The sequence below is a fragment of the Pseudomonas syringae KCTC 12500 genome (assembly GCF_000507185.2).
GTDB lineage: Bacteria > Pseudomonadota > Gammaproteobacteria > Pseudomonadales > Pseudomonadaceae > Aquipseudomonas > Aquipseudomonas syringae.
Map to the genome: position 1 here is coordinate 5719154 of NZ_AYTM02000002.1, position 22339 is coordinate 5741492.

Annotated in this window: 20 protein-coding genes; 8 read left to right on the plus strand and 12 right to left on the minus strand. The window is 60.7% G+C overall.

Translation table 11 applies throughout. The features are described 5' to 3' along the window. Positions 1-89 precede the first annotated feature (89 nt). Genes V476_RS24870 through V476_RS24880 form a run of 3 tightly spaced genes read left to right on the plus strand, consistent with a single transcriptional unit; the run spans position 90 to position 4290 of the window. The gene (locus V476_RS24870) at positions 90-1298 is read left to right on the plus strand and encodes an aspartate transaminase (RefSeq protein WP_024960962.1); all 1209 of its coding nucleotides are present in this window, start codon (positions 90-92) and stop codon (positions 1296-1298) included. A 10-nt stretch (positions 1299-1308) separates the two neighbouring features. Further along, positions 1309-2901 carry an MFS transporter gene (locus V476_RS24875; protein WP_024960963.1) on the plus strand — a complete coding sequence of 531 codons (1593 nt, stop codon included), beginning with the start codon at positions 1309-1311 and terminating at the stop codon, positions 2899-2901. Between the two features lie 57 nt (positions 2902-2958). Then, complete coding sequence (locus V476_RS24880; protein WP_024960964.1) at positions 2959-4290, plus strand: OprD family porin; 1332 nt, start codon at positions 2959-2961, stop codon at positions 4288-4290. A gap of 51 nt (positions 4291-4341) precedes the next feature. Here V476_RS24880 and V476_RS24885 read toward each other — a convergent pair whose 3' ends face one another. Then, on the minus strand, positions 4342-4650 hold the full coding sequence (locus V476_RS24885; RefSeq protein WP_024960965.1) for a putative quinol monooxygenase: 309 nt from the start codon (positions 4648-4650) through the stop codon (positions 4342-4344). A gap of 26 nt (positions 4651-4676) precedes the next feature. Next, a complete protein-coding gene (locus V476_RS24890; protein WP_024960966.1) occupies positions 4677-5861 on the minus strand; it encodes an L-dopachrome tautomerase-related protein in 1185 nt (394 codons plus the stop codon). 278 nt (positions 5862-6139) lie between these two features. Between V476_RS24890 and V476_RS24895 the strand changes: the two genes are divergently transcribed. Next, positions 6140-6721, plus strand: coding sequence for a TetR/AcrR family transcriptional regulator (locus V476_RS24895; protein ID WP_024960967.1), 582 nt, complete (start codon positions 6140-6142; stop codon positions 6719-6721). 5 nt (positions 6722-6726) lie between these two features. On the opposite strand, the gene V476_RS24900 is transcribed toward V476_RS24895, so the two are convergent. From V476_RS24900 to V476_RS24910, 3 genes are all read right to left on the minus strand, one after another. Further along, positions 6727-7701, minus strand: coding sequence for a 5-oxoprolinase subunit C family protein (locus V476_RS24900; protein WP_016568240.1), 975 nt, complete (start codon positions 7699-7701; stop codon positions 6727-6729). Next, a complete protein-coding gene (locus tag V476_RS24905; RefSeq protein ID WP_003344902.1) occupies positions 7698-8570 on the minus strand; it encodes a 5-oxoprolinase subunit B family protein in 873 nt (290 codons plus the stop codon). Before V476_RS24905 ends, V476_RS24900 begins: the two co-directional genes overlap by 4 nt. A gap of 87 nt (positions 8571-8657) precedes the next feature. Next, entirely contained in the window at positions 8658-9413 is a 756-nt protein-coding gene (locus tag V476_RS24910) for a 5-oxoprolinase subunit PxpA (protein ID WP_003426487.1), read from the minus strand. Between the two features lie 155 nt (positions 9414-9568). Here V476_RS24910 and V476_RS24915 point away from each other — a divergent pair, with 155 nt between their 5' ends. Further along, positions 9569-10486, plus strand: a complete 918-nt coding sequence (locus V476_RS24915) for a LysR family transcriptional regulator (RefSeq protein ID WP_024960968.1) — start codon at positions 9569-9571, stop codon at positions 10484-10486. Between the two features lie 12 nt (positions 10487-10498). On the opposite strand, the gene V476_RS24920 is transcribed toward V476_RS24915, so the two are convergent. Then, a complete protein-coding gene (locus V476_RS24920) occupies positions 10499-11434 on the minus strand; it encodes a LysR family transcriptional regulator (RefSeq protein ID WP_024960969.1) in 936 nt (311 codons plus the stop codon). Between the two features lie 157 nt (positions 11435-11591). On the opposite strand from V476_RS24920, the gene V476_RS24925 reads away from it, so the two are divergent. Beyond that, the gene (locus V476_RS24925) at positions 11592-11996 is read left to right on the plus strand and encodes a RidA family protein (RefSeq protein WP_003394156.1); all 405 of its coding nucleotides are present in this window, start codon (positions 11592-11594) and stop codon (positions 11994-11996) included. A 19-nt stretch (positions 11997-12015) separates the two neighbouring features. Here the strand turns inward: V476_RS24925 and V476_RS24930 are convergent, their stop codons facing one another. The 5 genes from V476_RS24930 to V476_RS24950 form a co-directional block, all read right to left on the minus strand. Then, entirely contained in the window at positions 12016-12357 is a 342-nt protein-coding gene (locus V476_RS24930; RefSeq protein WP_003394154.1) for a hypothetical protein, read from the minus strand. A gap of 132 nt (positions 12358-12489) precedes the next feature. Next, positions 12490-13740 carry a thiolase family protein gene (locus V476_RS24935; protein WP_024960970.1) on the minus strand — a complete coding sequence of 417 codons (1251 nt, stop codon included), beginning with the start codon at positions 13738-13740 and terminating at the stop codon, positions 12490-12492. Next, positions 13737-15623 (minus strand): feruloyl-CoA synthase, encoded by a 1887-nt coding sequence (locus tag V476_RS24940; protein ID WP_024960971.1) that lies wholly within the window; start codon positions 15621-15623, stop codon positions 13737-13739. Before V476_RS24940 ends, V476_RS24935 begins: the two co-directional genes overlap by 4 nt. Positions 15624-15792: 169 nt before the next feature. Then, the gene (locus V476_RS24945; RefSeq protein ID WP_024960972.1) at positions 15793-17241 is read right to left on the minus strand and encodes an aldehyde dehydrogenase; all 1449 of its coding nucleotides are present in this window, start codon (positions 17239-17241) and stop codon (positions 15793-15795) included. A gap of 66 nt (positions 17242-17307) precedes the next feature. Continuing rightward, a complete protein-coding gene (locus V476_RS24950) occupies positions 17308-18138 on the minus strand; it encodes a p-hydroxycinnamoyl CoA hydratase/lyase (protein ID WP_003401024.1) in 831 nt (276 codons plus the stop codon). A 212-nt stretch (positions 18139-18350) separates the two neighbouring features. Between V476_RS24950 and V476_RS24955 the strand changes: the two genes are divergently transcribed. Then, on the plus strand, positions 18351-18839 hold the full coding sequence (locus V476_RS24955) for a MarR family winged helix-turn-helix transcriptional regulator (protein WP_003314860.1): 489 nt from the start codon (positions 18351-18353) through the stop codon (positions 18837-18839). Between the two features lie 30 nt (positions 18840-18869). On the opposite strand, the gene V476_RS24960 is transcribed toward V476_RS24955, so the two are convergent. Continuing rightward, on the minus strand, positions 18870-20192 hold the full coding sequence (locus tag V476_RS24960; protein WP_004417619.1) for an OprD family porin: 1323 nt from the start codon (positions 20190-20192) through the stop codon (positions 18870-18872). A 328-nt stretch (positions 20193-20520) separates the two neighbouring features. On the opposite strand from V476_RS24960, the gene mhpT reads away from it, so the two are divergent. Continuing rightward, positions 20521-21741 (plus strand): 3-(3-hydroxy-phenyl)propionate transporter MhpT, encoded by a 1221-nt coding sequence (gene mhpT / locus V476_RS24965; RefSeq protein ID WP_024960973.1) that lies wholly within the window; start codon positions 20521-20523, stop codon positions 21739-21741. Positions 21742-22339: the final 598 nt, after the last annotated feature.

Sequence of the window (22339 nt, forward strand, 5' to 3'; positions counted from 1 at the left end):
TATCAACCCAGAACGAACTCGTCTTATGGCGAGCGCTTCGCTGGCTCGTAGCGTATTCCTCATCAAGGCCATCAACGAGGAATGCCAACGTGACCGCATCTCGCATCGCTGCCCGCGTGCTCCGCATCAAACCGTCGCCAAGCAGCGCTGCTGCCGATCGGGCCAATGAACTGCGGCGCGCAGGCAAGTCGATCATCAATCTGGTGGTTGGCGAGCCGGACTTCGACACGCCAGCGCACATTCGTCAGGCCGCCTGTGCCGCCATCGAGAACGGTGAAACCCGCTACACGCTCAACGCGGGCACCACGGCGCTGCGCGAGGCAATCGCCGCCAAGCTGCAGCGTGAAAACGGCCTTGCTTATGCGCCCGGCCAGATCGTGGTCACCAGTGGTGCCAAGGCCGCGATCTTCAATGCATTTGCGGCGACATTGGGTGTCGACGATGAGGTGCTCATACCCGCGCCTTACTGGGTGTCATACCCGGACATGGTCCTGGCCTGCGACGGTCGTCCTGTGCCCCTGGCATGCCCGGAAGAAAATCAGTTCAAGCTGACTGCCACGCAACTGCGCAATGCGATCACGCCGCGCACCCGATGGCTGCTGCTCAACTCGCCGAGCAACCCGACCGGTGCCAGCTACAGCGCATCCGAATGGCGCGCGCTGGCCGACGTACTGCTCGATTATCCGCACGTGCTGGTCATGACCGATGACATCTACGAGCACATTCGCTACGACGACACTCCGCTCAGTCACTTGCTCACAGTGGAGCCAGCGCTGCGCGAACGCGTGCTGATCATCAACGGCGTGTCGAAGACCTACGCCATGACCGGCTGGCGCATCGGCTACGCCGCAGGCCCCGACGATATCATCAAGGCGATGGCGACCCTGCAATCGCAGTCAACCAGCAACGCCTGCTCGGTGAGCCAGGCCGCCGCAGTGGCTGCCCTCAACGGCGACCAGTCTTTTGTCAGCGACAGCGTCAAGGTCTACAAACAGCGCCGTGATCGTTGCCTTGAGCTGATCAACGCCATTGACGGCCTGAGCTGCATCAAGCCGGAAGGCGCGTTCTATCTCTACGTCAATTGCGGGGCACTGATCGGCAAAACCACACCGTCAGGTTCGGTACTGGAAGCCGATACAGACGTGGTGCTGTACCTGCTGGAAAGTCAGGGCGTGGCCGTTGTAGCAGGCACCGCCTATGGCCTGGCACCGTTTTTCCGGATGTCTACGGCTACAGCACTGGAAACCCTTGAAGACGGTTGCGCGCGCATGGCGACTGCTGTCGCTGCGTTGCGCTGAGCACCTCGGCATGACGACGCCGAGCCATCCAGCCCTGACCTTCAAACAGGCGTTGTTGGCGATGTTTGGCATATCACTGGTGCTGGGCCTTTCCGCGCTGGATCAGACGGTCATCGGCAACGCACTGCCAAGCATCGTCGCCGAGCTCAACGGTTTCGAGCTGTACGCCTGGGTCGCCACCGGCTATCTGCTGGCCTCTATCGTGACCATCCCGATCTTTGGCCGGCTGGGCGATTTTTACGGGCGCAAACCGTTCGTGCTGGCCGCAACAATCATCTTTACGCTGGCCTCGCTGCTCTGCGCACTGGCAGACAGCATGTTGGTGCTGGTGATCGGGCGAGCCTTGCAAGGCGTGGGCGGCGGCATGTTGATCGGTACCGCCTTTGCCTGTGTGCCCGAACTGTTTCCCGACACCCGCCAGCGGCTGCGCTGGCAGGTGTTGCTGAGTGCCATGTTCAGCGTGGTCAATGCCATCGGCCCAGGATTGGGCGGTTATCTGTCCGGCGAGTTTGGCTGGCGTTCGGTTTTTTGGTTGAACCTGCCCCTGGGCGTGGTTGCCTTGTTTTTTGCCTGGCGCTTTCTGCCGTGGTATCGCCCGCAAGGGCATCGAGCCCATTCTGCCGGTGCGATCCGGCTCGACTGGCTCGGGGCTTTATTGATCGTACTGACGCTGGGCAGCCTGCAATTGTTCGTCGAATGGCTGGGCCAGCGTTCTCTGTCCGTCAGCCTGACCTGTGGCGCCGTGACCCTCGCGGCCATGGCCGGCCTCTGGTTCCAGGAGCGCCGCTGTGCCTTTGCCTTGCTGCCCGCCGGACTATTCGCCAACCGCAGCATCCGCCTGCTGTTCATCATGTCGCTGCTGGCCGGCGCCATCATGTTCACTCTTCTTTTTTATCTGCCGCTGCTCTTGCAGGGCAGCTACGGCTACTCGCCAAAAGACGCAGGGTTACTGCTTACCCCGCTGGCGCTGAGCATTACGCTGGGCGCCATCGTCAACAGCCGGATCGTCACACGCATGGCCAACCCCAACCGGCTGCCGGTCGCCGGGTTTGCTGCGTTGTCAGTCGCCTGCATTGCCCTGGCACTGGTCGGGCTGCATGCCGGGTTCAGCACCTTGCTGGGGCTCATTCTGCTGGCGGGGCTGGGGCTGGGTTTCATTCTGCTCAACCTGACCGTATTCACCCAGACGCTCGCCGAACGGCAATTTCTCGGTATCGCCACGGCACTGACGCAATCCTTGCGACTGGTCGGCGGTTTGCTGGGTACGGCGGCCATGGGCGTGCTGGTCAAGCTGCTGTATGTCACCAACCTGCAAAGTGCGCTGAACGCAGCAGGTCAGGCGTCGGCCTTACCGCGCTTGGCTGACCCTCAGGTTCTGCTGCAGCACACGCCTGCCAATGTCGATGCGGCGCTGCTGATAGCCCGCACCGCCCTCGCCCAGGCGGTGGGCACGGGGCTGCTGACGTGCGCCGGGCTGGGCGTGCTCGCGCTGCTGGTTCTGCATCGTCTGCCTCGCGTCGAGCTTCATCGAGTGCCCGGTGCAACAACGCCTGCAACGGATTCATGTGTAACACCTGCGCCTGAAAAACAAAAAGAAACCTGACTGCCGCCTGACTCTGCCTCTCAAAAAACACTTAATTACAGCATGAGGATGAATCCGATGGAGCGTATCAATCGCGCCGCCCCTTTCGTTGCGGGCTTTTGTGGTCTGCTGATCGCTCAGCAGAGCTACGCCGAAGGTTTTCTGGAGGACAGCAAGGCCAGTATTCTTGCGCGCAACTTCTTCAGTAACGCAGATAACCGCAGCGGCGCTGCCGACCCGAACTACACGCAGGAGTGGGGCCAGGGCTTCATGCTCAACTACCAGTCGGGCTATACGCCAGGCACGGTGGGCTTCGGTGTCGATGCACTCGGCCAGTTGGGCATTCGTCTGGACTCGGGCAAAGGCCGTCACTACAACCCGCAAAGCACGGCGTTCAACGGCAATATCTTCCCCACAGACAGCGACGGTCGTGCGGTCGACGAGTTCAGCAGCCTGGGGGCAACGCTCAAGGCACGCGTCTCCAAAACCGAACTGAAATACGGCACGCTGGTGCCGATGCTGCCGGTGGTGATGTCCACCGACCGTATGTTGCAACAGACTTTTCGTGGCGGGCAGATTCAGTCTGGCGACCTGAAGGACTTCACCTTCACCGCAGGCCAGCTGGAACATGTCATGGGCCGTGGTTCGACCAATCAGATGGGTATGTCGATTCCGGGTGCAAACAACCCGCTGACCGGCGAGTTCGTCAACAAGTTCTACTACGCAGGCGTCGATTACAAACCGACCAAAGACCTGACCTTGCAGTACTACTACGGCAACCTGGAAAACTTCTACAAGCAGAACTTTCTGGGCCTGAAATACGACATGCAACTGGGCCCAGGCACCCTGCGCACCGACCTGCGCCATTTCGACAACCGCTCGGACGGCGCCAACGGTCACGACCCGGCGTTCTACACAGTGGGTTATTACGGCAACGGCGTCACCAAGGGTGAAGTCGACAGCCGCCTTTCCAGCGCCCAGTTCACCTACCTGATCAATGGCCACACCTTCGCTGCGGGTTGCCAGGCCGTGACCGGTGACAGCGATGCGGTCTGGCTGAATCAGGGTGACGGCTCGACTGCCTACTTCATGACCGAGTCAATGATCGGTAAATTCCAGCGCGCCGGAGAACGTACCTGGCAGGTTCGCTACGGCTATGACTTCGCCAGACTGGGCGTACCGGGTCTCAACTTCCTGGCAATGTATGAAAGCGGCTCGAACATCCAGACGTCCGACGGCGACAAGAAGGAGTGGGAGCGCAACGTCACCCTGAGTTATGTGGTGCAGTCCGGCCCGGCAAAGAACCTCAGCATCGCGCTACGCCACGCGCAACTGCGCACCGAATTCGCCAGCCAGCGTGATTCCGATGAGCACCGGGTGATCGTCAGTTACCCGATCAATATTTTCTGAGATATCGGCGGTGCTCAATAGGGCCCGGACTGACCGGGCCCTTCAGAACACTCAGCTCGATACCTGATCGAGAAATATCAGCTGCGGCGGCTCTGCCAGCAACTCACCGCTGACTGCCGCGAACTGCTGGTAGTGCGGCGTGGCGACATGGACTTCCAGTGCTGCCTGATCCTTGAAGCATTCACGCATGTAGAACGTGCCGCGCTCATCACGCGCTTCGAACAGTGTGTACTCGATATTGCCTGGCTCCGCCCGGGTCGGTTCCACAAGTGCCGACACTGCGGTTTTCAGGGCCGACTCTTTGCCGGCACTGGCTTTCAGGACCGCCATCAAGGCCAATGGCTTTGCAGATACGTTCATTATCGATGCTCCGGTATTCGATTCGATCAGTGGGTAGGTGCGGGCGCAGCGTCTATTTTTAAACGCAGCAGGCTGTAGGGTTTTTCGCGCTTGTCGTGGCCGGCGTTGAAGTTGGCCTGGCGGTGCAATTGGTTGACGATGAAGTACAGGTAGCCATCCGGGCCGATCGACAGGGTGTCAGGCCACAGCATGCGCGGATCGTGTGCCACTGTTTGCCAGGTACCATCCGGCAGGCGTTTGCGAATCGAATTATGCTCGTAGTCGCCTGCGTATACCGCGCCTTTGGCATCGGCTTCCAGGCCATCCGAAGCACCTTTTTCACCAAGGTCCTGCACCGCCGCTGCCAACTGCTGCTCACTGACCTTGCTGTCGTTCAACAGCTCGGTGGCCACGGCATACAGATGACGGCTGGACAACGGCGAGAAATACAGTGTCTTGCCGTCCGCCGACAACGCAATGCCGTCCGAGGCGACGCCGACCGGTTTGCGCGTTCCGTTCGGGCCATCGCCCAGCACCGCCACGCCCTCGACGACGGGTACGAAAGCCGGATCGACAGATGTTGACTGCGCCCCGTTCAAGCGCCGCACGGCGTGACCGCTGGCAATGTCCATGACAATGATCGCACCCGGCCCGCTCAAGGATGAGTCCGTTACATAGACCGTCCCCTCCGCTTCCTTGCGAAAGTCAAAGCGCATGTCGTTGACATAGGTGCCGGGCAATATGACGTTATCCGGAAACACCAGGCGCTTGACGATTCGGTTAGTGGCCAGGTCCACCGCAACCAGCTTGGCGCCGCCTCGACGCGGAGACGCAAAGCCCGGCGCGGCCGTGTCCAGAAGCCAGACACGCCCCTTGCCATCGGCAACCACACTTTGCACGCTGATCAGCCCGTCGCCAGGGTCTTTGGGGTTCTCCTTGTTGACCGCCAGATCGGGGTAGGCAACCACTTTGCCGTCACGAATCTCGCCCACGGTAAACGGCACCTTGTCACCCCAGCGCGGAAAATTGACGAAAATTCGCCCGGTTTCAGTGACTGTCACACCGGTGGGCATCGCGTCATAAAAGGCATGAACCTGCTCGAGCTTGCCAATCGGTTTGTCAGCAGGCGCACTGGCAGGCAATGGAATGGCGGTCGCGCCGTAGGCCAGCGAAGTGGCGAGTGTGGCTGCGGAAATCATGGCAATTGCGGCGGAAATTTTCGTTCGATGCATAGTGCTCTCTCCTGAGGGGCTAACTGCCCATCAGCATTGGGGGCTTTGTGTGCCATAAACAGGTTGACGACTAGTCTGAGCTTTCTTGTTACAAAGAAAAACGCGGGGAATACGCTAACACTTTCAACGCGGAGGCGAAGATCCGTATTAATCGTCAGCCACCACTTGCAGCCAGCATCCTGACGATCAGCGGTTTTGATGACGGTCAGCATCAATGCTATATTCACCCTCTTCCAGGCCGAGATGGCCACCACCAGACAGGCAAAGAGGCAACCTGCATGAGAGTCACCAAGGCGCAGGCCCAGGCCAACCGGGCACACATCGTCGAGACGGCGTCCGTCCAGTTTCGCGAGCATGGCTATGACGGTGTAGGGGTGGCCGACCTGATGGCGGCGGCGGGCTTTACCCACGGCGGGTTCTACAAGCATTTCGGTTCCAAATCCGACTTGATGGCCGAATCGGCGGCCTGTGCCTTCTCGCAGACGGTGGCCAACTCGACCGGCATCGATCCAGCGCAGTTCATCGATTACTACCTGTCCCGAGAGCACCGCGACAACCTTGGCACGGGCTGCCCTATGGCCGCGCTGAGCGGAGATGCAGCGCGCCAGTCGGACGAGGTCAAAGCGACCTTCGCCGACGGCATCGAAAGCCTGCTTGCAGCGCTTGCTCCCGCTCAGGCAGCGCCCGGCGACGAAGAATGGAAACAGGCGCGGGCAAACACCATCGACCGCTTTGCCCATGCGCTGGGGGCGCTGCTGCTGTCACGCAGTTGCCCGAATGACTCGCCGCTGGCGGACGAAATACTCGAAGTGTGCCGCGCGAAGATGCGGGCACAACTGGAGTCCGGACAGACCGACTGACCGTCTCAGGAAGGAAACAGTTTGCTCAGGCACGCCAGCTTCTTCTTGTAGGACTTGCGCGCCACCAGCGCTTCCTCCAGCGTGACGGCCACGAATCGGGCGGTCTGATTGGGTTGCATCTGACCGATCAGGTCCAGGTCGGCGCTGATCACCGTGCCGATCATCGCATAGCCCCCGCCCGACACGGCATCACGGTGCAACACAATCGGTTCCAGCCCGGCAGGCACCTGAATCGAGCCGATCGGGTAGCAGCTGTCGACGATATTGGACGGATCGGAACCGGCGCCGAAGGGCTGCTCTCTGGGCTGGAAGGTCAGCGCCCTGCCCCCCTTGAAGCGGTAACCGATGCGGTCGGCTTCCGACCCTACGCTCCAGGGTTCGGAGAAAAAACTGGTGGCGGCAAATTCGGTCAGGCGCTCGTAATACAGGCCCGGCACGACCCGCAGATACACTTCCCCGCCCAGCGATTGGCGCAAGGCCATCGGCAGACTGGCCCCGGCGCGTCCCTTGCCGCTGGGTGTGCCTATCGGCAGCTGGTCATCAGCGGCCAGTCGGCGACCCTGAAAACCGCCAAGCGCACCCAGCGTGTACGTCGAACGGCTACCCAGTACCAGCGGTACATCAATACCGCCGGCGACGGCCAGATAGGTACGCGCACCGTCCTTGGGGAAGTCGAAACGCAGCACTTGCCCGGCCTTCACCGCAAAGGCGGTGTCGTGGTGCATTTCCACGCCGTCGAGACGCGCCGCCATGTGCGCGCCGCAGACTGCAGCCAATGTATCGCACTGGAACTCCAGCTCCGGCCCCAGCAGTGTGCATTCAAGCGCCGCAGCGCCGGGTGGATTGCCGACCAACTGATTGGCGGCGCTGAGGGCATACTGATCGAGCGCACCGGAGGGCGGAATGCCCAAGTGGTAATAGCCCTCGCGGCCGAGGTCCTGAACCGAGGTGGCCAGACCGGGTTTGAGCACCTTGATCATGCCAGCACCTCCTGCAACGACTTGGGATAGCCCACCGGATCGGCCAGAAAGGCATCCAGTGAAAACTCGACCGGGCGGATGAGCAGGTCGAAGCGCCCCGCTTCCACCTCTGCGACAGCCTCGTCATAGGCTTGCCGGTCAAGCGGTTTGAACTGGACGATATCGCCCGGCCGGAAGAACACCATGTGCTCTTTCAGGTAGGCCAGCTTCTGCTGCGGGTCATAGATCGGCGCGGGAGTGACGCCAAACATCTGATAACCGCCCGCTCCGCGTACCGAATAGATGCAGCCGAAGCAGCCGCCGTGACCGAGTGTGTGCTTGGGCGTATCGGTGCGCGGACGCAGGTATTTGGGCACTTGCAGCTGACGCTCGCGCTCCACCATCTGGAACATGAACGGCAGACCGGCGACAAAACCGACCATCGAAACGAACCACGGTGCACCGCTGTGCGCGGCGATGAAGGCATCGACATCCGCCAGGTTATTGATGCGTGCAGCGTATTCCAGGTCGGTGGAACCGGGGTCTTGATGGCGGTCACGAAAGCGCATCAGGGTTTCGTGGGTCCACGGATCGTTGTACAGCACCGGGATTTCGATGATCCGGGTCTGCAGGGTACGTTCTGCGACCGCACCGGCCTCGGCCGCCCTTACCGCTTCGAGTAAGACGTGTGGTGCGATACGGTCCGGGTCAAAACGAATCTGGAATGACGCGTTGGCCAGGCAAACGTCCAGCACACCATCCAGCGCCAGACGCTCGACCGCACGGGTCACCGCCAGTCCCTTGAAAAATGCTTCCAGCGACATACTGTCACTGACCTCGGCGAACAAATGTTCATCAGCGCCAAAGCTGTAGCGAATCGGATCAGCCATGTCTGTTCCTTTCTTGAAATCGTTGTAGAACGGCAGGCAAAAAATCAGTAACACGGCTCGTGCGTCTGTGCACACGATACCTTGGACTCAACGCGGTGCACGCACCTTGATGCCCGCTGCGTCGAGCGCCAGACGTGTCGCTTCTGCAAGGTCCAGCGCGCCCGGCGTGTCGCTGTGCAGGCAGATCGAATCGAATTCGATGCTCAGGTCCTCACCCTCGACAGTACGCACCAGACCTTGCAGGCACGCGCGCACCACGCGGGCTGCGACTTCGGTCGGGTCCAGGGCACGTACGTGACGGGTGAAGACGATGGAGCCGCTAAGGTCGTAATCCCGATCAGCGTAGAACTCGCGGATCACCGGCTGGCCCAGTTCCTCGGCGATCTTGCAGATAACCGAACCGGGCATGCAGTAAAGCAGCAAATCAGGCTCCAGGCGCTGCAGGTTTTCCACCAGCAGGCGTGCTGCGGCTTCGTCCCTGGCCAGGTGCATGTACAAGGCGCCGTGTGGTTTGAAATGCTGCAAGGCCACGCCCTGCACCCGCGCCAGTTCACGCAGGGCACCCAGTTGGTAGAGCATGTCGTCGACCAGCTCCTGGGGCGTCGAGTTGATATGCCGGCGGCCAAAGCCGACCAGATCGCGAAACCCCGGGTGTGCGCCGATGGCAACGCCCAGGCGTTTCGCCTGCTCGATCGTGCGGCGCATGGTGCCAGGGTCACCCGCGTGAAAACCGGTCGCAACATTGGCGGAGCTGATAAAGGTCATCAATTCAGTATCGACGCCGTCACCAATAGTCCACGCGCCAAAGCTTTCACCCATGTCCGAGTTGAAATCCACCTGCATGGCTGTTGCTCCTGTGGCTGTCCGGACAAAGGGCTATCCGGCTTCATGCAAAGCACGTTAAATTCAGTCGCACCCCTTGGGTAGATCTATTAACAGATACGCTATCTTCTGAAAAACAGATACCCCGCTCGGTACAAACTCTGTCTGGAGTGCTTATGTCCCTGACCCTGCGCCAGGTCCGTTATTTCGTGGCAACTGCCGAGATCGGGCAGATTTCGCAGGCGGCCATTCACCTGAATATTTCCCAATCGGCGGTCACCACGGCGATAAAGGAGCTGGAGAGCATGCTCGGCACCCTGTTGTTTCAGCGCTCGGCGCAGGGCATGAGCCTGACTGAAGCAGGCCGCCACTTTCTCAACAGGGCTTACGTTATCCTGCGCAGCGTCGATGATGCGCTGAACAGCCCGCTGCCCGATATCCGCGCCAGCGGCGTATTGCGCCTGGCCGCCAGCTACACGGTCATCGGCTACTTCCTGCCGCATCATCTGCAGCGCCTGGAACACTGGCACCCGGACGTCGCCATCGAGGTGCATGAGCAGGAACGACAAGCCATCGAACAAGGCCTGCTGCAAGGTCGCTTCGACATGGCGGTGGTGCTGACGGCAAACATCACTCACCCGGATATCATCTCGGAAACGTTGTTCAACTCCGAGCGCCGCCTGTGGCTGTCCAGCCATCACCCACTGTGCCAACGTGCCTCTGTCAGCCTCGCCGACGTCGCGCAGGAGCCCTACATTCTGTTGACCGTCGACGAAGCCGAACAAAGCGCCATGCGCTACTGGGAACTGGCCGGGCAACAGCCTAATGTCAGAATCCGCACCAGTTCGGTGGAAGCAGTACGCAGCATGGTCGCCAACGGCAGCGGCGTGGCGATCCTTTCCGATCTGGTGTATCGCCCCTGGTCGCTGGAAGGCAAGCGTATCGAAACGATCACCGTCACCGACACAGTAACGCCAATGAGCGTCGGCCTGGCCTGGCACCGCGAACGTGAATTGAGCCCGGCCATGCAGGCCTTCCGCAACTATTTTCATGACGCATTTCTGGCCCCTCAGCAACTGTCGGCACGGCGTTGAACCCGCGGCGCGCTATTGCGCAGGGCGTGCCGGTGGCCGAGTGACAGGTGCATGCTCGGCCATCAGCTCGGTGATCCAGTCGATAAACACGCGGACCTTGATGCTGATGTGACGGTTCGGCGGGAAGGCCACATACATCGGCATGCTGTCCAGCTGCCAGTCTTCGAACAACGGGACAAGGGCTCCGCGCTCCCGATACGGCTTGGCCATATAGTCCGGCAGCCAGAGAATGCCCATTCCGGCCAAACCTGCGGCAACGTAGGCATTGCCATCATCCACTGCCAGCGTATAACGCCCCTGCACATGGACCTTTTCCCCGTTGCGTTGCATGGCATAGGGCAGCGCCTTGCCGGTGCGCGCCCACAGATAGCCGACGATGCGATGGGCCGAGTCTTCGAGCTCTTGCGGATGAACAGGCGTGCCCATTCGCTGCAGGTAGTCCGGCGCGGCGTAAACGCCCAGTTGCAGGTCGCCCACCTGCCGCGCCATCAGCGACTGATCGGCTATCTCGCCACCCCGCACCACGCAGTCGACGTTCTCGCCAATCAGATCGACCATCCGGTCGCTGACGCCCATATCGATCTGAATGTCCGGATAACGCGCATGAAAGCCTGGCAAGGCGGGCATCAGCAGCATGCTGGCCAGCGGGCTGGGCACGTCCACGCGCAATCGTCCTCTGGGCAGCGACGCGCCACTGGACAGGCTGGTCTCGGCGTCATCCATGTCGGCCAGCAGCCTGACCACGCGCTCGTAAAACACCGCACCGTCGGCAGTCACGTTGACCCGGCGCGTGGTGCGATTGAGAAGCTTGACCCGCAAACGGGCCTCCAGTTGCTGCACCAGTTGCGTCACGCTGGTCTTGCTCATGTGCAGCGTAGCCGCGGCCTTGGTGAAACTGCCGGTTTCCACCACGCGGGCAAACGCTTGCATTGCGTCGAAACGATCCATCCTCGCCCCCGCCTGTCATGCCTCAGCAGCCTGTCGATTGTTTGGGTTTCCCAAACAGTGCTGAGTACGGTTGCTGGTTTATCGCACAGACGCAAGTGCCTAGTCTGGCTTCAACGCTGATTTCAGCTTTCGTACCCAAGTGTTGATGGAGACACCCATGACCCAACGTGACGTCGTTTTCCCGGCTGGCCGGCAGGCGCTTTACGAGCGCAATCGCTATTCGCCCGCCCTACGCTCCAATGGTTTTCTGTTCGTGTCCGGGCAAGTCGGCAGTCGCGAAGACGGCTCACCCGAGCCGGATCTGGAGAAACAGGTGCGCCTGGCGTTCAACAACTTGAATGCCATCCTGCTGGCGGCCGGCTGCACGTTCGACGATGTGGTCGACGTGACGGTGTTCATTGTCGATCCCGAGGCAAGGTTCGAGCGGATATGGAAGGTGATCCCAGAGTTCTGGGGCGACGCGCCGCATCCGACCCTGACCGGCGTCGGTGTAACCTGGCTGTATGGCTTTGATTTCGAGATCAAGGTCATCGCCAGGCTGCCGGAAGCCGTCGAGCAATAACCGGGCGGCGTGGGTCCGCTCAGCGGCGAATCGGCACCACGCGGTCGCTTGCATCCGCCGCCAGGGGCCCCTCGAACTGCTGGAAGAACTGCCCGGACACCACATGATCGAGAAACTGCGCCTGCTCTTCGGTGGCCAGACGTATCGGCGAGTAGCCGTCGGCATCGGGCACAGCCAAAAGGCGCGCCTTGCGTTCGTGAGCCACCGCGATGAACGCCCTTTTCTCTTCGTCGGACATCAACGAAAAGTAATCGGAAAGATTTTCCAGCGAGCGCACCGCCAGATCCTGGTCGAGCTGCTTGTCATCCGTGAACATCAAATGCCAGACGAAATCGAAAGAAAGCTCAGCGAGGGCACGCATAGACGGGGTTCCGTGGGGTCGAGAGGTGCGAGATTCACTGTTCGCTACGATTCGGTCAAGCGCTAAAGGATGACCTGCGTGAGGCGTAGCGTTTAAAGCAGGAAAATGTCGCATTTGCGGGTATGTTCCTGGCTAGACACGCTCGGACGCATAGTGGGGATTCTCGATCAGCAGCGCCATGCCCTGCCCGCCGCCGACGCAGGCTGCAGCGATACCGTAGCGCAGGCCCGTGTCGCGCAGTTGCCGGGCCAGGGTCATGACCAGACGCAGCCCGGTGGCGGCCAATGGATGGCCCAGGCCCAGTGATCCACCCAGGCAGTTGAGCCGCTCGTGGTCCAGCTCCAGCGTTTGTGCCACTGCCAGAACCTGAGCGGCCTGCGCTTCATTGATTTCCAGTCGACCGATATCGCTCAGTGCCAGCCCGCTGCGCTGCAACAGCAAGCGGATCGCAGGTGCGGGGCCAATACCCATGAACTCTGGCGCGACACCCGTCACCGCGCTAGCCAGCAGATGCGCCAACACCGGACTCGTCGATTGCGCAGCACTCCCCACCAGGGCCGCCGCAGCGCCATCGACCACCGCACAGCTATTGCCTGCGGTCTGCACCCCGTTAGCGTGAATGGCGCGCAGACGCGACAGCGCTGCCAGATGGGTCGCACGCGGATGGCTGTCCTGCGTCACCACTTCAACCCCTCGCGGCAACTCGATGCCGCGCGGCTGATAGCCTTCCAGCGCAAAGCGCTCGCTGCTGACCGGGACAACTTCCTCGGTCCATTTGCCGGAAACCTGCGACTGCAGCGCCCGCTCATGGCTGAGCAAGGCATAGCGGTCCACTGCTTCACGGCTCAACCCATGCCGTTTGGCGAGGTGGTCTGCCGTGGCGATCATGTCCATCGCCGGTGCAGGGTCATACAGCGCTTCCCAGAGAAAATCCTTGAACTGCACAGCGGCGCCGAGCGAGAAGCCATTGCGGTGGGTATAGGCCGCGATCGGGTTGCGCGACATGGACTCGGCGGCGACGCACAGCGCCATCTGCCCGCCTTCGCCCACATGCAAGGCGGCCTGGCGCAACAATTCGAAACCGGTGGCGCAGATGCGCTGCACACCCAGTGCCGGAACGCTCTGCGCGACGCCGCTGTACAGGCCGATATGCCGGGGCAGCAGGTACGCATCGAAACTGGCCTGCGCCATCGAACCGGCCAGTACGCTGTCAACCTGATCCGGCTCGATGGCGGCCCGTGCCAACACCTCGCGGCCGACCTTGATACCCAGGTCGATGGGCGAGACAGCCGCCAGAGCGCCGCCCAGATCCACCCAGGGCGTGCGCACGGCATCGAAGATGGCCACGTCACTGAATGCCGAATACTGCCCGCCGCCACTCATGCCTTAGGCGCTGCACTGAGCTTGTTCGGATCCTGATCACGGTACAGCGCTTCGACCTTGTCTGCGCGCCACTGCAGGACGGCACGCTGGTTGATCGACCCCTTATCGGTGATTTCGCCGCGATCAATGGAAGCGGGCTGATCAAGCAGCACGATCCACTCCAGCCGGCTGGCGTTGCCGTTCGCGCCCTGATTCAGGCGCGCCAGCCAGTCGGCGAACCATTCGCGTACCGGCGCACTGGCCAGTACCTGTGCATCCGTGGCCTGTGCATCCAGCCCGGCCAGTTGCCGACACTCGTGCACTCTGGGAAACACCAGCGCCCCGAGGCATTCGCGGTCAGGCGCAGTGATGACCACATCCTGCACATACGGCGAGCCTTCCAGCACCGCGCGGTTGCGCATCGGTCCGACGCTGACGAACACGCCCGACGACAGCTTGAAATCCTCGGCCAGACGCCCGTCGAACATCAGGCCCAGTTCGGGTGCCGCAGGATCGGCAAGCTTGATTGCATCGCCGGAGCAATAGAAGCCGTTCTCGTCGAACACTTCGGCCGTCTGCTGCGGCGAGCGCCAGTAGCCCGGCATGATGTGCGGACCACGAAACCGCCCTTCGAGCTTGCCATCCACCGGCACCAGACACACTTCGCATCCCGGTGCGGGCAGGCCGATGTACCCGGCCATCGACAATGGCCCGGTAGTAAAGGTGCAGGACGGCGCAGCCTCGGTCATGCCCAGCCCGGCCATCATGCGAATCCGCTCGCCGCAATGCTGCTCGGCCACCCGGTCAAGACGATCCCAGATGCTTTGCGAAAGGCCGGCAGCGGCGAAGAAGAACAGCTTGATGCGTGAGAAGAATCGCTCGCGCAGCTCGGCGTCCTGCTCCAGCGCGTTGACCAGCTCCTCCCAACCCTTGGGCACAGTCAGGTAGGCGGTAGGCGAAATTTCCTTGAGGTTGCGTAAAGTCTCGGCGAAGCCTTGTGCGGTGGGCTTGCCGTTGTCCAGATAGAACGTGCCACCGTTGTACAGCACGATACCGATGTTGTGACTGCCGCCGAAGGTGTGATTCCAGGGCAGCCAGTCGACCAGCACGGGCGGTTCTTCGCCGAACACCGGGAACGTCTGCAGCAGCATCTGTTGATTGGCACACAGCATGCGTTGGGTAGTCACCACCGCCTTGGGCAGTTTGGTCGAGCCCGAGGTGAACAAAAACTTGGCGATGGTGTTGGGGCCGCTGGCCAGGAAAGCGGCATCGGCCTCGCTGCCACCCGGCTCTTCGAGCAGGCTGGAGAAGCTCAGATGAGGCCTGCCATTGAGCTGTCCGCGTACAGTGATGACGGGCGTGTCCGTAGGAATGATCGCATCGATAGCACGCTGGAACGGCGCGGCATCACTGACAAATACCAATCCTGGCCGCAATACGTCGCAGACGTGTCGTAACTTGGCGAAATCCTGAGACATGACCGAATACGCCGGTGATACCGGGCAGTATGGAATGCCGGCGTACATGGCACCCAGAGCAAGCTGCAAGTGCTCGATGTCGTTACCTGACAGCAACGCCAGCGGCCGATCGGCGGAAAGGTCGTACGCCAGCAGGCTCTGCGCGATAGCGCGCACATCCGTCAGCATCTCGGCATAACTGACCTTGCGCCAGCCGCCACGGCTGTCGCGGGCGGCAATAAAGGTTTGTTGCGGACGCAACTGAGCCCAGTGCACCAGCCGGTCAAGCAGCCGGTCGGGCAATCGTGCCAGGGGCTCCAGGGAACGCATGTGCAGAACGCCCTGCTCTTCCCGCACCTCGATGGGCGGGTGGCCGATCGAGACCTGACGGTAGCGCGGTGTATTATCTTCACTTTGCAGCGTTGATGATCTGATATCGGAACTCACGTGCGTTCTCTCCATCAAGGTACGCAGGCGCCAAACGCTACGCAGCGGTTCGGACCAAGCGTTGCAGCACCAGGCTGCAGCCTTGTTATTGTTGTGCCTGAGTCACCGGCGACACGGTCTTGTGTAAAAGAGCGTTACCGCCGGCCTGGAAGGTTTCAGATCGGGTGGTTCAAATGGGATAGTGCCGTAGCCCGTTTTGCAACGTCACCCAGCGCAACTGGGTAAAGTGCTCGATCGAGGCCTTGCCGCCGAAACTGCCATAGCCACTGGACTTCACCCCGCCGAAGGGCATTTGCGCCTCGTCGTGAACGGTGGGGCCGTTGATATGGCAGATCCCGGACTCGACCCGTTGCGCCAGCGCCAGGGCCCGGCTGGTATCACGACTGAAAATCGCCGCCGAGAGACCGAACTCCGAATCGTTGGCCAGTCGCAATAGCGCTTCGTCACCGTCGCCGCGCAGCACCACGGCCACCGGGCCGAAGGACTCCTCGCGGTACAGGCGCATGGCATCTGTCACACCGTCGAGCAGCGTCGGTTGCAGAATGCTTTCCTGCAACTGCCCGCCAATCACCAGCGTTGCGCCAAGCGCCACGGCGTCATCGATCAAGCCTTTGATGCGCGTCCCGGCACCCACGTCGACCAGCGACCCGAGGACCGATTCACTGTCATCCGGATTGCCGGCGCGCAAGGTTTTGATCTTGGTCGTCAGCTTGGCAACGAAGGCGTCGGCGACCTTGTAATCCACGATCAGCCGCTCGGTGGACATGCAGATCTGGCCCTGATTGAAATAAGCGCCAAAGGCGGCGGCCTCTACTGCCGCGTCGAGATCGGCGTCGTCGAGCACCAGAAACGGTGCCTTGCCACCCAGTTCCAGCAGTGCCGGTTTCAGATACCGCGCCGACAGTTCACCGACGATGCGGCCTACATGAGTGGAACCGGTGAAATTGACCCGCCGTACTGCCGGGTTGGCAATCAGGCGCTCGACAATCGCCGGCGCATCGGCCGGCGCGTTGCTGATCACGTTCACCACACCGTCACCCAGCCCGGCATCCTGCAGCACCTGGCCGATCAGCCGATGCACGGCTGGGCTGAGCTCCGAAGCCTTGAGCACCACGGTATTGCCGCAGGCGAGTGGCATGGCGATAGCTCGCGCGGCAAGAATCACCGGCGCATTCCACGGCGCGATACCGAGGACCACACCGCAGGGCTGGCGCAGCGCCATGGCAAAATTGCCGGGAACATTGGAGGGGATGACATCGCCGGTAATCTGCGTCGTCATGGATGCCGCTTCGCGCAGCATGTTGGCGGCCAGCTGTACGTTGAAGCCGTACCAGTTGGCCATTGCTCCGGTTTCGCCGGCCGCAGCGATGAATTCGCCGCTGCGGGCCTGCAACTGCGCGGCAGCTTCGAGCAGACGCGCCCGACGCTCGCCGGGCACCATCGCCGCCCAGCCGGGGAACGCAGCCTGAGCGGCTGCGACCGCCGCATCGGCATCTTCCAGAGTCGCCGCGGCCACCCGCGAAACCACCTCGCCAGTCACCGGGTTGCAGCGTTCAAATGTACGTCCGTCACTCGCGGGGCACGACTGGCCGCCGATCAGCAGGGGCACGTCCAGCATGGTGATTCCTCTTTATTATCTTTATCAGGAACTACAGACTCGGTTTTAAAACTTCTGGATACCCGACTAGCGTTTGTAAGCTTCCAGACCAGGCTTGATGCTCTTGTCATCAAGGAACTGCTTCATGCCCTGCTCGCGCCCGCCTTCCTTGTCCAGCAGACGTGACTGGTCGAGTTTGGCGTACAGGTAGTCTTCGTTCTGCTCCCAGGTCAGTTCGCGGCAGCGTTTGAAGCCGTGCTTGGCGGCGCGCAGTACCACCGGATTTTTTTCCAGCAGATTGTTGGCCAGATCGATGGTCACCTGACGCAGTTGCGCCAGCGGCACGCTTTCATTGACGAGGCCCATTTCAGCGGCCTTCTGACCGTTGAAGGTTTTGCCGGTCATGATGTAGTAAAGCGACTGGCGGTGGCCCACGGTGTCCGCCATGGCCTTGCTCACCAGGTTGCCGGGCGGAATACCCCAGTTGATTTCCGAAAGGCCGAAGGTCGCTTCATCAGCGCAGATCGCCAGATCACAGGCCACCAGCGGACTGAAACCACCACCGAAGCACCAGCCGTTGACCATGGCGATGGTCGGCTTGGCGTACATGCGCAGCATCTTCCACTGCCACTGGGAGGCTTCCCGACGGATTTTTTCCTGAAGAATTTCCGGTCCGGCATCTACCTCGCGGAAGTACTCCTTGAGGTCCATGCCAGCGGTCCACGCCTCGCCCGCACCAGTCAGCACCAGAACGCCCGCATCGGGATCCTGCTCGAGGGTTTCCAGCACATCGATCATTTCGCGGTTCAAGGTCGGGCTCATCGCGTTGCGTTTTTCCGGCCGATTGAGGATGACCCATGCGATACCTTGCTCGATCTCGACCTTGATGGTTGACCAGCGGCCTTCATATTTGCTCATGGCGATGCTCTCTTGTTCTTGGCTTGAAGATGACTCAAAGCTAAACCGCAAATATAGTTATGTCAATTAACTGTTATTCACATTAATCAAAATCTCGGCACTCCGTCCGAACCCGTGGGTCACAGTGAAGTAACACCCCATAGCTATCATTCGCCAACCTCGGCAAACTGATCGGCTGATTGACCCATCAAACCATAAGGACCGCATTTTCAATGGCCAAGCCATCTGACATCGCCGACGTTTGCCAGGCTCCCGTACAGGCTGCCGAGGCACCTTTACCAACGGATTCTGCGCTGGATGATCTGATCGGTTATGCCATGCGCCGTGCGCAGCTCAAGCTGTTCCAGAACCTGATCGGACGTCTTTCCACACACGACCTGCGCCCGGCGCAGTTCTCGGCCCTGGCGATCATCGAGCAGAACCCGGGGCTCATGCAGGCAGACCTGGCCAAAGCACTGGCGATCGAACCGCCTCAGGTCGTTCCATTACTCAACAAGCTCGAAGAACGCGCGCTGGCCGTCCGGGTACGTTGCAAGCCGGACAAACGCTCGTACGGCATCTTTCTCAGCAAAAGCGGCGAAACACTGCTGCGCGAGCTGAAACAGATCGCCGTAGACAGCGACCTCGAATCCACCGCAGCGCTGGATCAAAAGGAACGTCAGGACCTGCTCAGGTTGCTGAAAAAAGTGTATCAATCCTAAACGGCTTCCCTGCCGTCAAGGCGGGGGTCGCTACCAGAGCGGCAAGCTGTATTGCACGATAAAGCGTGTCTGGTTCTCGTCCCGAAACGCTGCACCTGCCGGGAAGTCGTTGCGATAGATCGACTTGCGCGCCAGCAGCCCGACGTTCTTTAGCGGACCGCTTTGCACAACGTAGCCCAGCTCCATCTGAAACTCACGCTCCTTGCGATCATCGGCATTGAAAGCGGCCAGCTCAATGTTGTCGCCGCGCACATAACGCAGGCGGCTGCGCAACCCGACCAGCCCGACGGCGGTGAAGTCATAGTCGTAGATGGCTTGCCAGGTGCGCTCTTTGGCGTTGAGGAAGTCCGAGCTCATGGTCATCTCGCTCAATCCCATCAGTTCGGTGCCCGAGACATAAGGCGTCGCCGTGTCGCCACTGGAATGCATGTAGCCAAGGCTGACGCTGTGCCCTCCCCACTTGTAGCCAAACAGCGCGGACAGGTTCTGGTTGTCGACTTCGCCAGCTTTCGCGCTGCCGGTATCGCGGCTGAAAAAGCTGCGCAGATCGGTGCTCAGCACGCCGTCGCCAATCGCCAGCTTGTGCAGCAGGGCCAGGGTGTTCTGGGTATAGAGATCGTCTACTTCGGCATGATACGCGCGCAGGCTCAGGTCCTTGTCGACCTGATAATCGCCACCGGCATAAGCCATGTGCGACGACGTTGCCGCCCCATTGAAACGGCGGTTCGGTGAAGCGATGCTGATGGCCTGGTAGTTGCTGGAGTCACGCTTGTTGACCCGGTCGATGTAGCCCGCGTTGAGGGTCAGGTCATCGATGTCCCTGGAAGTCAGCGTGGTGCCACGAAAGGTCTGCGGTAACAGTCGCGAGGGACTGGCGAAAGCGAACGGCAGGAAAATCGACACATCACCGGTCTTGACCGTGGTTTCATGGAATTTCAGCTTGCCGGTCAGGGCCAGCCGCGAATACTCGTCGGCCGCACGGCCATCACTGGCAGATACCGGCAACAGCTCGGTGCCGCTGCGGTCTGGCGAAGAATCCAGCTTCACGCCGACCAGCGCCCGGGCGTCCAGGCCGAACCCCACCGGCCCTTGGGTAAAGCCGGATTCCGCGTTCATGATGAAGCCCTGCGCCCACTCCCGAGTTGCTGTCTTGGCGCCATCATCCTTGTAATCGCGGTCCATATAATAGTTGCGCAGCGTCAGGGTGCCATGGCTGTCATCCAGAAAGCCCTGCGCCTGTGCAGGGTCGGGAATGGCACTGATACCCAGCAGGCCCAGCGCGAGGCCACAACGTTTTCCACGAAAAAAGGGAGCTGACACAGCGCTTGCTGCATCATGAGCGAGCTTCGACATGTTCGGTGTCCACTTATTGTTGTTGTTTTTGGAGTCGGTCCGGCGCTTGATTGCAGGTCCGTGAGCAGAGAATTGAAAGATTCTGCGGCCACGTCAATCCAAAGTGATCGATAATCGAACATTAATATTATTAACTACTTTATCAGTCGCTCGACATTCATCTTCTAACTCAATGTTTTTAAAAGACTAAGATCCGTTTTTTACGAGTATTTCGACCAGATTCAATTTTTAGTTATTTTTGTTACCTTGATAACTACCTGTCACAACGCCTCGATTGGCGCTAGGGAACAGGCTTTTCTCCACAACAAAAACAACAATGAGGCTTGCCATGAACAGTCCGTTACGTCGATCGACGCTGACCATTGTCTTGTGTTTTATCGTTGCGCTCATCGAAGGTTTCGACCTGCAAGCTGCCGGAACGGCGGCCGCCGGGTTGCGTCAGACCTTCGCACTTGATCCGAAAATGATGGGCTGGGTGTTCAGCGCAGGGATCATTGGGCTGCTGCCTGGCGCGTTCTTTGGCGGGTGGATTGCCGATCGCATCGGCCGCAAGAAGATCCTGGTGAGCGCAGTACTGCTGTTCGGGGTCTTTTCGCTGAGCACTGCGTATGTCGAGAGCTTTTCCGGCCTGCTGCTGGTGCGCTTCATGACCGGCCTGGGTCTTGGGGCAGCGCTGCCCAACCTGATTGCCTTGTGCGCCGAAGCCGTCAGCGAACGTCACCGCGGGCTGGCCATCAGCGTCATGTACGCAGGAGTGCCATTGGGTGGTGCCCTGGCGGCGGTCGTGGCCATGTTCACCAGCGAGCACTGGCAGACCACGTTCATCATCGGTGGTCTGGTGCCGCTGCTGGTGGTTCCGCTGATGATCCTGTTGCTGCCCGAGTCCAGCGCTTTCAGACAGCAGACCAGCGCTGGCAGCGTTCGGCATTCAAGCGCCACTGCGTTGTTCGGCGAAGGCCGGGCGCGCACGACGCTGGCCTTGTGGCTCGGTTACTTCTTTACCCTGACCGTGATGTACATGCTGCTCAACTGGCTGCCTTCACTGCTGATCGGTCAGGGTTTCAGCAAGCCGCAGGCGGGCATGGTGCAGATGTTGTTCAACATCGGCGGCGCACTGGGATCGCTGTTGGGCGGGCTGTTGCTCGATCGCTGCAATGGTATCAAGGTGGTGCTGTTTGTTTATGCCGGTTTGCTCGCGGCGCTGGCAGGCGTGGGTCTGTCGGTCGGTATCGTACCGATGGCCATTGCCGGGTTTGCAGCCGGGGTATTTGTCATTGCCGCGCAGTTGGTGCTGTATGCGCTGGCCCCACCCTCCTACCCGACCTCGGTACGCGCCACCGGTGTGGGAGCTGCAGTGGCCATCGGCCGTCTCGGTTCGGTCGCCGGCCCCCTGGCGGCCGGGCAACTGCTGGGCGCTGGCGCCGGAACCGCCGGCGTACTGCTGGCCACCTCGCCAGGCCTGGTGATTGCGGCACTGGCGGCGATCACCGTGCTGTCCAGATCAGTCGCCATCGAGAAGCGTGAGCTCAAGGCTGCAGAGTCGAGCTGATCAAGGCCCTCTTCGCCAACAAGCGAAGCGTCGCCCGGTCCACTCCCACGGCCTCCGGCCAGAATCAAGAGCGGATTTATGTATAACAATGAGCAATCCGTGTCACATCGTTCTGGGGGTTAAGCGAGATTTGTTTTAGATCTCAGGCTGCTTTTTTGATCGCGATGGTACTGTCGACGCAGAGTGCGACGTTAGTGACGGCTGAGTCCTGGCGCTGATCCGGGGGTAGCCTGGCAGGACGCCAGGCTAGCCGCACCGGGCCCAGGGTGTGTAAAAACGTCACGAGCGAAGGCAAGACAAGGCAAAAACAGGCGAAAAAGCGGAGTCTAGGTGTTCTAAATGAGCATTTTTCGCCTGTTTTTAACGCAGTATTGCCAAGCGCAGTAGTTTTTACACAGCCTGGGCCATGGATGGCCCGTTGCGGCGACCCCCGGATCAGTGTCAGGGCGAAGGAACCCGACGAAGTCGGGCCGGAAACAGGAGCGAGGGGCTTTGGTTACTTTGGCCCCATCAAAGTAACTCGCCGAGGGGCGAAAAGGTGACCTGAGCCGAACCTCAATCCACCTGACATCGCAGAACCCTTGTGTGACGCAGAGCG